Source organism: Rhodococcus sp. NPDC003348, assembly GCF_053589375.1.
In genome coordinates this window covers 87573-102087 of record NZ_JBSFRT010000007.1, presented here as the reverse complement: position 1 = coordinate 102087, position 14515 = coordinate 87573, and the positions used below count along the sequence as shown (strand labels likewise).

General features: G+C 69.9%; 13 protein-coding genes. 6 read left to right on the top strand and 7 right to left on the bottom strand.

Features of this window, described 5'->3' with window-relative positions:
* Positions 1–599: 599 nt before the first annotated feature.
* Positions 600–1175, top strand: a complete 576-nt coding sequence (locus tag ACWDU4_RS06960) for a hypothetical protein (RefSeq protein WP_450113139.1) — start codon at positions 600–602, stop codon at positions 1173–1175.
* Positions 1176–1248: 73 nt separating this feature from the next.
* On the opposite strand, the gene ACWDU4_RS06955 is transcribed toward ACWDU4_RS06960, so the two are convergent.
* Positions 1249–2256, bottom strand: coding sequence for an NAD(P)H-dependent glycerol-3-phosphate dehydrogenase (locus tag ACWDU4_RS06955; protein WP_450113138.1), 1008 nt, complete (start codon positions 2254–2256; stop codon positions 1249–1251).
* 93 nt (positions 2257–2349) lie between these two features.
* Positions 2350–3003 (bottom strand): YdcF family protein, encoded by a 654-nt coding sequence (locus ACWDU4_RS06950; RefSeq protein ID WP_450113137.1) that lies wholly within the window; start codon positions 3001–3003, stop codon positions 2350–2352.
* A 310-nt stretch (positions 3004–3313) separates the two neighbouring features.
* Here ACWDU4_RS06950 and ACWDU4_RS06945 point away from each other — a divergent pair, with 310 nt between their 5' ends.
* Complete coding sequence (locus tag ACWDU4_RS06945) at positions 3314–3967, top strand: hypothetical protein (RefSeq protein ID WP_450113136.1); 654 nt, start codon at positions 3314–3316, stop codon at positions 3965–3967.
* Between the two features lie 147 nt (positions 3968–4114).
* Here ACWDU4_RS06945 and ACWDU4_RS06940 read toward each other — a convergent pair whose 3' ends face one another.
* Positions 4115–6340: an MMPL family transporter gene (locus tag ACWDU4_RS06940; RefSeq protein ID WP_450113135.1), complete on the bottom strand. Its 2226-nt coding sequence runs from the start codon at positions 6338–6340 to the stop codon at positions 4115–4117.
* Between the two features lie 162 nt (positions 6341–6502).
* On the opposite strand from ACWDU4_RS06940, the gene ACWDU4_RS06935 reads away from it, so the two are divergent.
* Positions 6503–8248, top strand: a complete 1746-nt coding sequence (locus ACWDU4_RS06935) for a cholesterol oxidase substrate-binding domain-containing protein (RefSeq protein ID WP_450113134.1) — start codon at positions 6503–6505, stop codon at positions 8246–8248.
* A 62-nt stretch (positions 8249–8310) separates the two neighbouring features.
* On the opposite strand, the gene ACWDU4_RS06930 is transcribed toward ACWDU4_RS06935, so the two are convergent.
* Positions 8311–8586 carry a hypothetical protein gene (locus ACWDU4_RS06930; RefSeq protein WP_450113133.1) on the bottom strand — a complete coding sequence of 92 codons (276 nt, stop codon included), beginning with the start codon at positions 8584–8586 and terminating at the stop codon, positions 8311–8313.
* A 182-nt stretch (positions 8587–8768) separates the two neighbouring features.
* On the opposite strand from ACWDU4_RS06930, the gene ald reads away from it, so the two are divergent.
* The 3 genes from ald (at position 8769) to ACWDU4_RS06915 (ending at position 11437) form a co-directional block, all read left to right on the top strand.
* Positions 8769–9869, top strand: a complete 1101-nt coding sequence (gene ald / locus ACWDU4_RS06925; RefSeq protein WP_450113132.1) for an alanine dehydrogenase — start codon at positions 8769–8771, stop codon at positions 9867–9869.
* 75 nt (positions 9870–9944) lie between these two features.
* A complete protein-coding gene (locus tag ACWDU4_RS06920; RefSeq protein WP_450113131.1) occupies positions 9945–10745 on the top strand; it encodes a crotonase/enoyl-CoA hydratase family protein in 801 nt (266 codons plus the stop codon).
* Between the two features lie 80 nt (positions 10746–10825).
* On the top strand, positions 10826–11437 hold the full coding sequence (locus ACWDU4_RS06915) for a ribonuclease H family protein (protein ID WP_450113130.1): 612 nt from the start codon (positions 10826–10828) through the stop codon (positions 11435–11437).
* A gap of 20 nt (positions 11438–11457) precedes the next feature.
* Here ACWDU4_RS06915 and ACWDU4_RS06910 read toward each other — a convergent pair whose 3' ends face one another.
* The 3 genes from ACWDU4_RS06910 to ACWDU4_RS06900 all read right to left on the bottom strand — a co-directional run bounded on the left by ACWDU4_RS06910 (position 11458) and on the right by ACWDU4_RS06900 (position 14417).
* Positions 11458–12390 (bottom strand): amidohydrolase family protein, encoded by a 933-nt coding sequence (locus ACWDU4_RS06910; protein WP_450113129.1) that lies wholly within the window; start codon positions 12388–12390, stop codon positions 11458–11460.
* A 308-nt stretch (positions 12391–12698) separates the two neighbouring features.
* Entirely contained in the window at positions 12699–13700 is a 1002-nt protein-coding gene (locus ACWDU4_RS06905) for an oxidoreductase (RefSeq protein ID WP_450113128.1), read from the bottom strand.
* 57 nt (positions 13701–13757) lie between these two features.
* Positions 13758–14417, bottom strand: a complete 660-nt coding sequence (locus ACWDU4_RS06900; RefSeq protein WP_450113127.1) for a TetR/AcrR family transcriptional regulator — start codon at positions 14415–14417, stop codon at positions 13758–13760.
* Positions 14418–14515: the final 98 nt, after the last annotated feature.

The following is a 14515-nucleotide window of genomic DNA, read 5'->3' as shown; positions in this document are numbered from 1 at the left end:
ATCACGGCCAGCCGGGTTCGAATACGTCGACGCCAGCCTCGTGTATTTCGATGCCGCCGGCGGGGACACAGAAATAGTCAATCCCTAGGTGGGTGCGGGCACCGTCACGTTCAGAGCGTCCGGGGCCGGATGGTCGCTCGGCAGAGTCATTCTGCATGTCAGGTATCGCGCCCCGCGACTCACGATCCCCTCCCAGGTGGACGGAGGTGGGGTCACCTTCGACGTGGCCGGTCTCGGGAAGATCTGGGGTGGACGAGCATGGGACTGCCGGTGGACATCGGCGTGCCGAGCATTGTCGACCCCTTCGGTTCGTCGCAAAACGCCTTCGGTAGCTGACGGCTGCTGATCCAATCGTGGGTCGCCCGAGTGTTTCGGGCGACCCTCGTTTGCGTTGAACGCAATTATGAATGGCCACAATTGTTTTGAATCGACGAAGGCTGGTGTGTGGGGGCTCTAGGATCTGGCGCAGTCGGGGCGGAAGCGCGCCTCGCCATGACCTCGGAGGGGTGGGAGTGATTCGTTCGGTGGTGAGTCGCGGAGCGGCTGCGGTCGCGGCCGCAGTCCTGTTGGTCGGTGTAGGTGTGGCGGCCGGGTCGGGTGTGGCGACGGCAGACCAGGCGTCGGGTTTTGCCAATGTGAGGAAGACCTTCGAGAACATCGATGTGGAGTGGTTCGGCCCGGGCAGCCGCATGGAGGGGAGTGCTTACGTCCAGGCCGGGCAGGAGATCAGGTTCCAGACGATGGTCCGTGTCCGCGAGGGTGCTGAACGGGTGCTCACACGCATCACGAGTCACGGCCCGGCCGGCTTCGAGTACGTCCCGGGCAGCGCACAGCTGAGCGTTTACGGACCTGAGGGGACGCCGCCGGGGTCGGTGACTCAGGAGATCGGTCCCGGGACGGTCTCGGTGGCGGCGCCGGAAGACGGGTGGTTGCTCACACCCACGGGCGGGACGATCAATCTCTTCGTCACCTACCGTGCTCCGCAGAAGATACCGACGGGCACCGAGTTCCGTACCGGAGTGACCTTCGACGTCGCCGGACACGAGGGCAGTGTGGGGTGGCCGGACATGGGCAAGGTCACCATAGTGGCAGATCCGGACCCGTTCGGTCTCGGATCGCTGGCTGACCCGTTCGGCAGCAGCGGCGGCAAGGGTTACCCGCAGGGCAATCTGTAGCCAGACGACGACGCTGCATGAAGCCTCGACGAAGGGCCTCCGGGATCGATTGTTGCCGGCGGCCATTCGCCGATCAGGCCAGGTCGTCCTCGTCCCCGGCGGCGACCTGCCGTAGCCCGCGGTACGCCTCCTCGGGGGTCCGGCGTCCGGCGATGACGGCCTCGACCTCGGCCGCGATCGGCATCTCCACATCGTGGTCGCGGGCCAGTTCCATCACCGTCGGCGCGGTCTTCACTCCTTCGGCGACCTGCCCGAGTTCGGCGACGGCCTGTTCGGTCGTCAGTCCCTTGGCCAGGTACTCGCCGACCCGCCGGTTGCGCGAGGACGGACTGATGCAGGTGGCTATCAGGTCGCCCACCCCGGTCAGGCCCGCAAAGGTGCGTGGGTGGGCGCCCATGGCCTCGCCGAGCCGGATCATCTCCGCGAGTCCCCGGGCGAGCACCATCGCGCGGGTGTTGTCGCCGACACCGAGCCCGTCGGCCATGCCCGCCGCGATCGCGACGATGTTCTTGAGGATGCCGCCGAGTTCGCAACCGAGGACGTCGGTGTTGCGGTACACGCGGAACACCGGGGACGCGAACAGCGGCTGCAGCGCCTCGGCCACGCGTTCGTCCTGCATCGCGACGACCGTGGCCGCGGCCTTGCCGTCGAGGATCTCCTTGGCGAGGTTCGGTCCGGCCATCAGCCCGACCGGATGACCGGGCAGGCATTCGGCGATCACCTCGGTGGGCCGCTTCCGTGTCCCGGGCTCGAGGCCTTTCGCCAGTGAGAGCACCGGCACCCAGGCCCGCAGGTCGTTGGTGATCTCGCTCAGCGTGGCCCGGACCGCGTGCGAGGGCACGCCCACGACGAGGACGTCGGCCTCGTGCGCGGCCTCGACGATGTCGGCGGTGGCCCGCAGGCCCTTCGGCAGTGGCCGGTCGCCGAGGTAGCGGGTGTTGCGGTGCGCGCGGTTGATCTCGTCGGCGACGTCGGGTTCCCTGGCCCACACCAGGGTCGGGGTGTTGCGCGTGGCCAGCGACGCCACCGTCGTCCCCCACGATCCGGCGCCCAACACGACCACCTGGACCGGCCGGGCCATCAGCGACCACCGCACGCGTTGGCAATCATCATTCCAGGCTCCCACCGGGATCACGGCGGCACGGGTGATTGATCGAATCGAGACCGGACCGGGTCAGAACGGTGCCACGACCCCCGCGATGGGGATCCGGCCCGCGACGGCCGTGCGGAAGTCCACCATCGCCCGCTGGAGGTGGTCGGGAGAGGTGACGACAACTGCGCTCGTGGCACCTCGCTGGGCGAGGATGCCGTTGGTGTTGCGGGCGTTCTCGACCGTCGATCGCGAGGTGTTCTCCTCGGTGATCCGGAACCAGGGAATACCGTTCGCTATCAGCCACGCCCGCATCGCGCCGGCCTCGGTGACGCCGGACTGCGGTACGCCGCCGCTGACGACGATCGGCGAGAGTGGGTACCGCCTGGCGACCTGGAGTGCCGCCTGCAGCCGGGAGACGAGCACCGGGCGCATCGTCCCGTCCGGGTACAGACCCGCTCCGAGCACGACAATGTTCGTGCCCAACTGGTTCAGATCGAGGACGACGGGGAACTGGGTCGTCAGGGTCTCCATCCGGGTGCAGCCGACGATCGTGTCGCGGACCGGACTCTGGCAGCCGCCGACGGTGGACAGGACACCGTTGATCAGGGTGGTGGGGGTGATGTCGGCCTGCGCGGCCGGGGCGACGGCGGTGCCGACGGCGGCGGTGGCGGCAGCGGAGACGAGCGCGGTGAGGGCGAGGCGACGGACCCGGGCGATGCGTGAACGCGGCGGCATGACACTCCTTTTCGTGTGGAAGACTCCCCGACAGGTGGTGGTCACCGTGATCGAGTGTGCCCCAGCGCGCACGATTTCGCACGGAGCACGAGAAGTGTGTCGGGGGTTGATCGACCGGATCCTTCGGCAACTGACGATCGCCGATTCGATCGTGAGCCGGGCGGAGGGGTCCGGGGGGACCTGGCTTGCGTTGAACGCAATGATGCCTGGCCGCAATGATTCTGAATCCTCCGTGGGTGAGCGCTGGTGACTCTACGATCCCGTGCGGTCGGGGCGAACCTCGTCCCGTCGTGAACCGTGAGGGGTGGAGATGATTCGTTCGGTTGTGGGTCGGGTGGCGGCGTCGGTCGCGGCGACGGCGCTGGCGGTCGGTGTCGGTGTGGTGGCCGGGGCCGGTTCGTCGTCCGCGGTCGCCATGGGCCCCACCTTTGTGGATGAAACGGTGGAAAACATCAGCGTCAGCAGATACGCCTGGGGCGAGCCCTACGGCCTGGGCGGCGGCGCGCAGGTCAGCATCGGCGGTGAGGTCACGTTCGTGACCAGTTTCCGGGTCAAGTCGGGGGACGAGCGGCTCGTCACCAGGATTACCGAGCACGCTCCGGCCGGGTTCGAGTACGTTCCGGGCAGCGCCACGTTCGGCTACTACGATGCCGCCGGCGTGGTCCGGAACGAACCCGTCACGCCGGAGGTGGGCGCGGGGACCCTCACGTGGAGGGCGCCCGCGGCCGGGTGGTCGACCGACGGGATTTCTCTCTCCGTCACGTATCGCGTTCCGATGTTCACGATTCCCTCCATCGTCGAGGGTGGCGGGGTGACCTTCGACGTCGAGGGGCTCGGGGAGAACATGGGGTGGCCGACCATGGGGCCGGACGTGAACGTCAACCTGCCGAGCAATATCGACTTCATGGGTTCGACGTCGGGGCTCGGAGCACTCGGTTCCGCGGCGCTCGGCTCCGCCGACTGACTGCCGGCGCTTCGATCGCGGGCCGCCCGGTATTCGCCGGGGGCCCGCGTCTCGTCGAACGCAATTGCCCACGGCCGCAACAAGTGAAATCTCCGTGAGTCGGCGTGGACTCTGGCACGCGCGGCGTGCCTCGAGAGCGGCGCCGGGTCAGCCTTCGCCGCGGGACAATGCGGAGGGCCACCAGATCGTCCGGCCGATGTCGTGGGAGAGCGCGGGCACAAGCACGCTGCGGACGACGATGGTGTCGAGGAGGACACCGAACGCGACCGCGAACCCGACCTCGGCGAGGAACACCAGCGGCAGCACCCCGAGCACCGCGAAGGTCGCGGCGAGCACGATGCCGGCCGACGTGATGACCCCGCCGGTGACGGCCAGGCCGCGCAGGACCCCGGCCCGGGTGCCGTGACGTTGGGCCTCCTCGCGCACCCGCGTCATCAGGAAGATGTTGTAGTCGATGCCCAGCGCGACCAGGAACACGAACGCGAACAGCGGGAACGAGGGGTCGGCTCCGGCGAAGTGGAAGACGTGCGTGAAGAAGAATCCGCACACGCCGAGCGTCGCCGCGAACGAGAGCACCACGGTCGCAATGAGAATCACCGGTGCCAGCAGTGCGCGAAGCAGTAGGGCCAGAACCACGAAGATGACCGCCAGCACGATCGGGATGATCACGTTGCGGTCCCGCACCGAGGCGGCCTGCACGTCCGCGGTGGCCGCGGTGCTGCCGCCGACCAGGGCGTCGGCGCCCGGCACCGCGTGCACGGCGTCCCGCAACCGGTCCACGGTCGCGAGCGCCTCCGGCGAGTCGTAGGAGTCCGCAAGCGTCGCGTTCACCACGGTGCGCCCGTCGATCGGCTGGACGGTCAGAATCGGTGGGGGACAGCCGGCCTGCGGTGCGGAACCGGCGCCGGCGCCGAGTTTGGCGAGCTCTGCCAGCTTGGCGTAGTCGATCTGCAGGCACACCGCTCCCGGCGCGGTCGAGACGCCGGGCGTGGCGGCCGCCGCGGCCATCACCGCGTCCACCTGATCCGCGTTGGTGACGATCACCGCGGGCGCTCCGGTTCCGGGATCGAAGTGGGTGTCGTAGATCTGCTGCCCGGTGACGGCGTCGGGGGTGTTGGTGAAGTTCTCGGCGGAGGTCAGGCCACTGGTGTGCAGGCTGCCGATCCCGACGGCGAACAGGACGACGAGCAGGGCGGTGGCGCCGACCCAGGCCGGGCGGTCGCGCCGCCCGACCGCGGCGGCGATCCGTCCCCACCAGCCGTGGGTGGCGAGGTCGGCGGCGTGGTCGACGTGCGGAATCCGCGGCCAGAACACCCAGCGGCCGACCAGGGCCAGGAACACCGGCAGGAACGTCATCATGACCACGTAGGTGCAGCCGATGCCGATCGCCGCGACCGGCCCGAGGCCCTTGTTCGAGTTCAGTTCGGAGAAGCCCAGACACAGCAGACCGAGAACCACGGTGAGGGCGGACGCGGTGATCGCCGGGGCGGATTCGCGCCAGGCCCGGATCATCGCGTCGAACCGATTCGGGAAGTGGTGCAGTTCCTCCCGGTAACGGGAGATCAGCAGCAGCGCGTAGTCGGTACCCGCGCCGAGCACGAGGACCATCAGGATGCCCTGACTCTGTCCGGTGAGCGTCAGTACCTCCGCCTTCGCGAGGAGATAGATCAGCATCGACGACAGCCCCAGCGCGAGGCCGGCCGAGACCAGGGGGAAGAACCACAGCACCGGGGACCGGTAGACGACGAGCAGGATCGCGATCACCACCAGCACCGCCGCGAACAGCAGTGTGCTGTCGAGGCCCTCGAACGCGTCGATGAATGCCACGAGCAGTCCGCCGGGACCGGCGGGCAGCACCTCGAGTTCGGCGGTCGCCGCGGCCTTCGCGGCGTCCATGACCTCCTGTTCGGTGGCAGCGAGTTGGTCGCCGGTGACATCGGTGCCGTCCTTCTTGGCGACCAGCGGGACGTACTGGGCGGCGGTGGTGCCGTCGGCCGAATACTGGGTCGGGGTCATCCCGGCCGCGTCGACGCCGTCCACCCCGGCGACCGCCTCGCCGGCGCGCGCGATCGAGGCCCGGTCCTCCGGGGTGAGTGGTCCGTCCCGGTGGTAGACCACGAACCCGGGGATGGTCTGCACGGTGACGAAGGCCGCCGCCTGGTTCGCGGCGATCGTGGACTCGGCGGACTCCGGCAGGAACGCGGCGTTGTCGTTCTTCTGGACCTCGGTCAGCTTGCCCTGGTAGGCGCCGCCCGCCCCGCCCACGAGGAAGACGAGCACGGCGAGCACCAGGACGGCGAGGACGGGCCACCCGCGGCGCGGGGCCGGCGGCGGGTACCGGGCGGGTTCGGTGTCGAGGTCCACGTCGGTCATCGGGTCCCTGGCATCTTTCGGTTCGGAATGCGCGGTTCGGGCTCCACCAATGCGGTCCAGTACACCACGCACGGGCGGCCTTCCGCGCGGTCGTCGAGGCGGCCGATCGGATCGGACCAATTTCGATGCCACCGGCCTCGAATGTGTTCTAAGTTGTCCCGCATGACTGCTCAGGAACTCTCCCGGCGGGGTTTCCTCGCCGCCGCGGCGGCGGGGGCCGCAGCGTTGACCACCCTCGGCTGGACACCTGCGTACGCGCTCTCGTCGAGCGATGCCCGGGTCACGCTCCCGCCGCTGCCCGCCTTCCCGGAGGGCATCCCCCTCTCGCAGCAGGGCTACGAGAACTGGGTGAAGGAGATCGTCTTCGACCAGGTGTGGACCTGTGCCCCCTCGACCGCGGAGGACGTCGTGCGGGTGGCCAACTGGGCGCACGCCAACGGCTACCGGCTGCGTCCGCGCGGCACCATGCACGGGTGGAGCCCGCTGACCCTGGTGCCGGGGCAGAACGTCGACAAGGTTGTTCTGGTCGACACCCTGAGCCACCTCAACCACGTCGTGGTCAACACGTCCGCTGAGCCGGGGCGCTCGACGGTCACCGCCGGCGGCGGGGCGATGCTCATGGCCGTGCTGACCGAGCTGGAGAAGCACGGTCTGGGCTGGGCGAACTCACCGGCCATCGGCGAGCTGTCGATCGCGGGCATCCTCGCGATCGACGCGCACGGGGCCACCCTGCCCGCGGACGGGGAGACGGCGCTCCCCGGCGCCTCGTTCGGATCGATCAGCAACCTCATCACGAAGCTGACCGCGGTGGTGTGGGACACCGGGCGCGGCGAGTACGTGCTGCGCGAGTTCACCCGGGCGGATTCGGGCATCCGGCCGCTGCTCACCCACCTCGGCCGCACCTTCGTCACCGAGGTGACCCTGCAGGCCGGACCGAACTACCGGCTGCGGTGCGAGTCGTCCACGGACATTCCGTGGCGTGAGCTGTTCGCGCCCGCCGGATCCGCGGGCCGGACCTTCGAGAGCTTCGTGGCGAAGTCGGGCCGGGTGGAGGCGATCTGGTTCCCGTTCACCGACACCCCGTACCTCAAGGTGTGGACCCCGACCCCCACCAAGCCGTCGAAGTCACGGGAGGTGACCGGGCCCTACAACTATCCGTACTCCGACTCGCTGCCGAAGCCGGTCACGGATCTGCTCGGACAGATCGTCAACGGCGCCGGTGCGCTGACCCCGCTGTTCGGTCAGACCCAACTGGCCACCTTCAAGGCCGGTCTGGCCACCACCAACGGCGCCGACCTGTGGGGCTGGTCCAAGGATGTTCAGTTCTACCTGAAGGCCACGACATTGCGGATGACGGCCGGTGGCGGCGTGGTGGTTACCAAGCGCTCCAACATCGCCCGGGTCATCAACGAGTTCGTCACCTGGCACAACAAGCGGCAGCAGGAGCTCAAGGCGCAGGGGAAGTACCCGATCAACGGCCCGTTCGAGGTGCGGCTGTGCGGCCTCGACGACCAGTCCGAGGTGACGGTGGAAACCGCGGGCCCGCCGACGATCTCGGCGCTGCGGCCGCGGCCCGACCACCCGGAGTGGGACACCGCGATCTGGATGAATGTGGTCAGCGTCCCGGGGACGCCGGGGATGGCCGCGTACTTCCGGGAGATGGAGCGCTTCATGCGCGAGAACTACAGCGGTGACTACGCCACGTTCCGCCCCGAGTGGGCCAAGGGCTGGGCCTTCACCGACCAGGCCGCGTTCGTGGACGGCGAGACCATCGGCACGGTCATCCCGCAGACCTATCGTGCCGGGGTGCCGTCCGGAGACAACTGGGATTCCGCGCGCGCGGCGTTCAACGAGTACGACCCGCACCGGATCTTCACGAATCCCCTCCTGGATCAACTGCTTCCGTAGCTTCCAGGGGTCGCCGCCTCCGAAGTCGCCCGGGCTCGCAGGGTGACTTCGGAGGCGGGTTGCTATCGAGCGCGCCTGTGCACGAGCGAAGCGGTCCGGCCCGCCGGCCGGCCGGTCAGCCCGCACAGCGTCGCCACCTGTCCGATGGTGAGGGTCACCCCGTCGTGCGCCGCCAGGGCGAATCGCCCGTCGGCACGGACCCGCACCGCGACGGCCGTCCCGCGGCGGCCCGCGTCGTCCGCCCGATCCAGCAGGTACTCGTCGCCGCCCACCGGGGCCGGCGTCACCGCCCGGACCGCACCGCGTGCGAATGCCTCTTCGATGAGACCGTCGATCATGACGCTGACTCCTCACGTGTCGGGCACCCTGCCCGCCGTGAGTGTATTAGGTACGCCTAACCTAATGTCAAGCGGGTGTGCAGGGGATTTCTCCGACGTTCCGGCGTGGGTGCGGAAGAAAATCCATACTGGAAGTGACGCCGATCGCGTCGCCCTGCCCCACCGAACTCGAGGTGATCGCCATGAGGATCGGAATTCCACGCGAACTCAAGAACCATGAGTACCGAGTCGCCATCACACCTGCCGGGGTCCACGAACTGGTCGGTCGCGGGCATCGGGTGCTCGTCGAGTCCGGTGCCGGTGCCGGCTCGTCGCTGCCCGACGACGACTACCGCGTCGCGGGCGCCCAGGTGGTGCCCGCCGCCGCCGAGGTCTGGGCCGATGCGGACCTGCTGCTGAAGGTGAAAGAACCGATCGCCGAGGAGTATTCGCGGCTGCGGGCGGGGCAGGTGCTGTTCGCCTACCTGCACCTGGCGGCGTCCCGGGAGTGCACCGACGCGCTGCTCGCCGCGCGGACGACCACGATCGCCTACGAGACGGTCCGGACCGCGGACGGATCGCTGCCGCTGCTGGCGCCGATGAGTGAGGTCGCCGGCCGACTCGCCCCGCAGGTCGGCGCCTACCACCTGATGGCCCACGCCGACGGTCGGGGCGTCCTGATGGGCGGGGTCCCCGGCGTGCGGCCGGCCGATGTGGTCGTGCTCGGCGGCGGCGTCGCCGGACGGAACGCGACCGCGATCGCGGTCGGGATGCGAGCCGACGTCACCGTGCTGGACGTCAACCCGGCCCGGCTGCGGGAGATCGACGACGGCTACCGGGGCCGGGTGCGTACCGTCGCATCAAACGGCTACGAACTCGAACGCGCGGTCCTCGGTGCCGACCTGGTGATCGGTGCGGTGCTGATCCCCGGTGCGCGCGCCCCGAAGCTGGTGTCGAACGAGTTGGTGTCACGGATGCGCCGGGGTTCGGTCCTGGTGGACATCGCAGTCGACCAGGGCGGCTGCTTCGAGGACACCCACCCGACCACGCACGACGCCCCCACGTTCCGGGTGCACGACTCGGTGTTCTACTGCGTCGCCAACATGCCCGGCGCGGTGCCCCGGACGTCGACGTTCGCGCTGACGAACGCCACCCTGCCGTACGTGGTGGCGCTGGCCGATCAGGGTTGGCGCCGGGCGACCGCCGCGGACCCGGCACTCGCGGCGGGCCTGACCACCCACGACGGTGCCGTGCTCTCCGCCGGTGTCGCCGAGGCCCACGGTTACCTCGTGCAGGCGGCGTAGCCGCTCGGGCGTGGATCCGGGGTCCCGGGACCCGCAGAACGCGCCCGCGCACCGGAGGTGCCTAGGGTTGGGCGCATGAGCGACGCGATCGAGATCCGGCGGGACGGCGACATCGTCACCTGGACACTGAACCGGCCGGAAACCCGCAACGTCATCTCCGAGCCGGACATGGTGGCGGCATTCGAGGAGGCCATCGCCGCCGTCAACGCCGACCGCGCCGTGCGGGTGGTGGTGCTCGCGGCGAACGGTCCCGCGTTCTCCTCCGGCGGCAACGTCAAGCACATGCGGGACAAGGCCGGCATGTTCGGCGGGGCGCCGGCCGAACTGCGCGACGGCTACCGGCAGGGCATCCAGCGCATCCCGAAGGCGTTGTACCACTGCGAGGTTCCGGTGATCGCGGCCGTCGGCGGCCCGGCGATCGGTGCGGGCTGCGATCTGGCACTCATGTGCGACATGCGGGTCGCGTCCACCGCGGCGAAATTCGCGGAGAGTTTCGTCAAGCTCGGCATCATCCCCGGCGACGGCGGCGCATGGCTGCTGCCGCGCGCGGTCGGGTTGGCACGGGCCGCGGAGATGGCGTTCACCGGCGACGCGATCGACGCGGAGACCGCACTCGACTGGGGCCTGGTGTCGCGCGTCGTCGACCCCGACGACCTGCTTCCGACCGCGCACGCGCTGGCGGCCCGGGTGGCGGCGAACCCGCCGCAGGCGCTGCGGATGACCAAGAAGCTGCTTCGCGAGGGCCAGCACCAGAGCCTCGAGTCGCTGCTCGAACTGTCGGCGGCGATGCAGGCGTTGGCCCACAGCACCCGCGACCATCAGGAGGCGGTGGCGGCGATGCTGGAGAAGCGTCCGCCGCGGTTCATCGGCGAGTAGGTGCCGCGGTCGCGGGCGGAGGGTGGGAGATTGGCCACCTCCGCCCCGTTTGTCGGTCGTTCACCGTAGAGTGTGCAACCGTGATCATCGTCAGTACGGACGGCTCCTGCCTGCGGAATCCGGGCGGCGCGATCGGCTGGGCCTGGGTGAATCATCACGGCCCCAGCCGGTCGGGTGGTGAACGGTCGGGCACCAACCAGATCGCCGAGTTGCGGGCGCTGCTCGAGGCCATCCTGGCGCATCCCGGTGACGAGCCGATGCTGATCGAATCCGACTCGCAGTACGCGATCAAGTGCGCGTCCGAGTGGGTGACCGGGTGGAAGCGGAAGGGGTGGCGCACCTCCTCCGGCGACCCGGTCAAGAACGTCGACCTGATCCGGGACATCGACCAGGCGCTGGCGGAGCGGTCCGGTCCGGTTCGCTTCCGCTGGGTTCGCGGACATGTCGGCAACCACTACAACGAGGAAGCCGACCGACTGGCCGGTGAGGCCGCTCGCGCGGTCGCGGCCAAGGCGGCGCACACACCTTCCCGCCCCGCCGCCGTGCACACCGCGACCGCCGCTGCCGCGACCACCGGGTCGCCGGCGAAGAAGACCCGCCAGGTGCGGCGGGCGCCGGCCCGGGTGGCCGAGCCCGAGCCCGCGCTGTTCGAGCTGCCCGCCGCCGACTCGAAGGAACTGACCCTCTTCTGACCCGGGATCGGGCCCGCCTGTCAGAGACCGAAGACGCGGGCGGCGTTGTCGTGGCAGACGCCGCGCAGCCACGCCTCCCCGAGGTCGAGACGGGCGACGGCGTCGAGCGCATGCACGTACGGGTAGGGGATGTTCGGGAAGTCGCTGCCGAACAGGATCCGGTCTCCGAGGTCGCGCAGCCGTCGTGAATCGGCCGGGTCGGACGGGGCCATGTCGCCGATGAAGTCGGTGAAGGCCATCGTGGTGTCGAGCAGCACCGACTCGTACCGGCCCGCCAGGTCCAGGAACGCGTTGTACTCCGGCATCCCCATGTGCGCGATGATCAGCGGCAGCCGCGGGTACCGGGCCATCAGCGTCTCGATCCGGTCCGGCCCGGTGAACCGTCCCGGTGCCGGGCCGGAGCCGCAGTGGATGACGATCGGTACTCCGGCGTCCTGGATCTGCCCCCACACCTCGTCGAGCAGCGGATCGTTCGGGTCGTAGTCGCCGACCTGGATGTGCGACTTGAAAACCCGGGTGCCTGCAGCGAGCGCGTCGGCCACGTAGCCGGGGGCGCTCGGCTCGGGGTAGAAGGTGCTGGTGTGCAGGCAGTCGGGGTTCCGGGCGGCGAACTCGACGGCCCACTGGTTCAGCCACGCGGCCATGTCCGGCCGGTGCGGGTAGATCATCGACGTGAACGCGTGCACCCCGTACGACCGCAGCCGGTCCAGCCGGACGTCCTCGTCGTGGCGGTACTGGATCGGCCAGACCACCCCGGTCAGCGGACCGGCGGAGTCGAAGTACGCCCACACCTTGTCCATCACGCGTTTGGGCATGAAGTGGGTGTGGACGTCGATGATGCTGTCCAGTCCGTGGTCCGCGCGGAACCGGGTGACCGCCTCAACATCGGCGTGCCGGTCGTCGTCCCGGGTCGCCTGCCCGGGACCGCTGTCCGCTTCGGGGATCTCGCACATGCCCCCACCCTGTCATGTTGCTGCCAACGTCCTTCGCCCGGTCGACATCGGGGCCGGCCGTCAATAGCGTGGCGGATGGTCCGGTCTTCTCGGGCCGGACGCAGTCACGACGAAAGGACGCTCATGCTCACCACCGCGATCAACTGGATCCTCGGCTCGGTCGGGACCGTCGCCGCGGGCAGCAGCGGCTACCAGATTCCGCCGGGGACCCTGCCGTTCGGCAGCTGACGCGCTCCTCGCCTGCCGAGTGAACGCTTCCGTTCACTCGGCAGGGGGAGGTCGCTCAGGGGCCTGGTCGTGTGTGGGCGTCAGAAGCCGTCCGCGACGCGGACGACGGTGCGGCCGGACCGGCCGCCGGCGCGGATCACGTCGAGCACCGCGGCGACGTCCCGAACCGGAACCTCCCGGGTGAGCGCGTCCAGGTGCCGCGGCCGCAGGTCGGTCGCGATGCGCTCCCACAGGGCGCGGCGCCGGTCGATCGGCAACTGCACCGAGTCGATGCCGAGCAGGTCGACGCCGCGCAGGATGAACGGCATCACGGTGGTGTGCAGCGCGGCGCCGCCGGTGAGGCCGCTGGCCGCGACCGCTCCGCCGTACCTGACCGTGCTCAGCACGTCGGCCAGCGTCGCCCCGCCGACGCAGTCCACCGCAGCCGCCCACTCCGCCTTTCCGAGGGCCCGCGGTGTGGCGTCCGGATCCGCGGGCAGCCGGCCGATCACCCGGGCCGCGCCGAGCGACGTCAGCAACTCGTGGGCCTCCGGCTTCCCGGTGGACGCGACCACCTCGAATCCGGCCGCCGCGAGCAGGTCGACGCTGACGCTGCCGACGCCACCCGACGCGCCGGTCACCAGCACCGGCCCGTCGCCCGGCGTCAGTCCCCGGTCCATCAGCGCCTGCACGCTCATCGCGGCGGTGAACCCGGCGGTCCCGACAGTCGCGGCCTCCCGCGGCGTCAGCGTCGACAGCTTCACCACCCAGCCCGCGGGAACCCGGGCGTACTCGGCGTAGCCGCCGTGCCGGGCGGTGCCGATGTCGTAGCCGTGCGCGACGACCCGGTCGCCCGGAGCGAAGTCGGGGGAGTCGGAGGCGACGACCTCGCCGGCGACGTCGATGCCCGGCACGATCGGGTATTCCCGGACGACGCCGCCGCGCGGGGTGACGGCGAGCGCGTCCTTGAAGTTCACGCTCGAGAAGTCCACGCGGATCAGGACCTCGCCGGCGGGCAGCGCGGTCTCGTCGAGGGTTTCGGGGGTCAGGGTGATCGCCCCGTCGGCTTCGCGGGCGACGAGAGCGGAGAAGGTGAGGGTCACGCCGAGAACACTAGGACGTGTCCGGCGATCCGTCCCGGCGCCGGCCGGGATCGGTCCTCATGCCTCCGGTCGCACCCCGAGCATCGCCGCGGCCAGGTCGGCGTACTGCGCGGCAAGGAGTTCCGGGTCGGTGTTGCGGCCCGGCTGGTACCACCGGGCCACGTCGATGCCCATCGACAGGATCGCCCGAGCCGCGGTGGCGACCGCGGGCACGACGAAGTCCCCGCTGTCGACGCCGGCCTGGATCTCCTGTCGCACGAACCGTTCTGTGTCCCGCCGGATCTCGGCGACCTCCGCGTAATGCTCCGCGGTGAGCGCCGCGATCTCGTACTGGGCGACGCGGCAGTAGGTGTGGTACTGGACGTGCCACGAGGTGAAGGCCCGCATCAGTGCCCGCACGCGTTCCGTCGGGGTCGACCCCGCGGCGGCCGCGGCGCGGATGGCGTCGAGGACGCCGAGGTGCCCGGCATGGCTGACCGCGTAGAGCACGGCTTCCTTGGATTTGAAGTGCACGTACAGCGCGGCCGGGCTCAGCCCCGCACCCTCGGAGATGTGCCGGGTGGTCGTGGCGTGGTAGCCGCGTTCGGCGAATGCCTGGACCGCGGAGCCGATCAGCCGGCGGGCGACCTCGGAGCCGACGTCCGGGAACAGTGCGGCGAGCTCGGTGCCGAGGGCGGGTTCGTCGACCTCGGTCGTGGTCGACGACGGCTTGCTCATCTCGGGCCTCTCGTGTGCAGGAATGTCTGGTGCCTTGACATCATGCACCATCACCGGTCTACTAAGTGAGCGCTTAGTAATCCCGTATTTCTCCCGAG

Coding starts and splice junctions, on each gene's coding strand:
- ald (WP_450113132.1), top strand. CDS start 8,769: ATGAGGATCGGAATTCCACGCGAACTCAAGAACCATGAGTACCGAGTC.
- ACWDU4_RS06935 (WP_450113134.1), top strand. CDS start 6,503: ATGACTGCTCAGGAACTCTCCCGGCGGGGTTTCCTCGCCGCCGCGGCG.
- ACWDU4_RS06930 (WP_450113133.1), bottom strand. CDS start 8,586: ATGATCGACGGTCTCATCGAAGAGGCATTCGCACGCGGTGCGGTCCGG.
- ACWDU4_RS06945 (WP_450113136.1), top strand. CDS start 3,314: ATGATTCGTTCGGTTGTGGGTCGGGTGGCGGCGTCGGTCGCGGCGACG.
- ACWDU4_RS06900 (WP_450113127.1), bottom strand. CDS start 14,417: ATGAGCAAGCCGTCGTCGACCACGACCGAGGTCGACGAACCCGCCCTC.
- ACWDU4_RS06910 (WP_450113129.1), bottom strand. CDS start 12,390: ATGTGCGAGATCCCCGAAGCGGACAGCGGTCCCGGGCAGGCGACCCGG.
- ACWDU4_RS06940 (WP_450113135.1), bottom strand. CDS start 6,340: ATGACCGACGTGGACCTCGACACCGAACCCGCCCGGTACCCGCCGCCG.
- ACWDU4_RS06920 (WP_450113131.1), top strand. CDS start 9,945: ATGAGCGACGCGATCGAGATCCGGCGGGACGGCGACATCGTCACCTGG.
- ACWDU4_RS06955 (WP_450113138.1), bottom strand. CDS start 2,256: ATGGCCCGGCCGGTCCAGGTGGTCGTGTTGGGCGCCGGATCGTGGGGG.
- ACWDU4_RS06950 (WP_450113137.1), bottom strand. CDS start 3,003: ATGCCGCCGCGTTCACGCATCGCCCGGGTCCGTCGCCTCGCCCTCACC.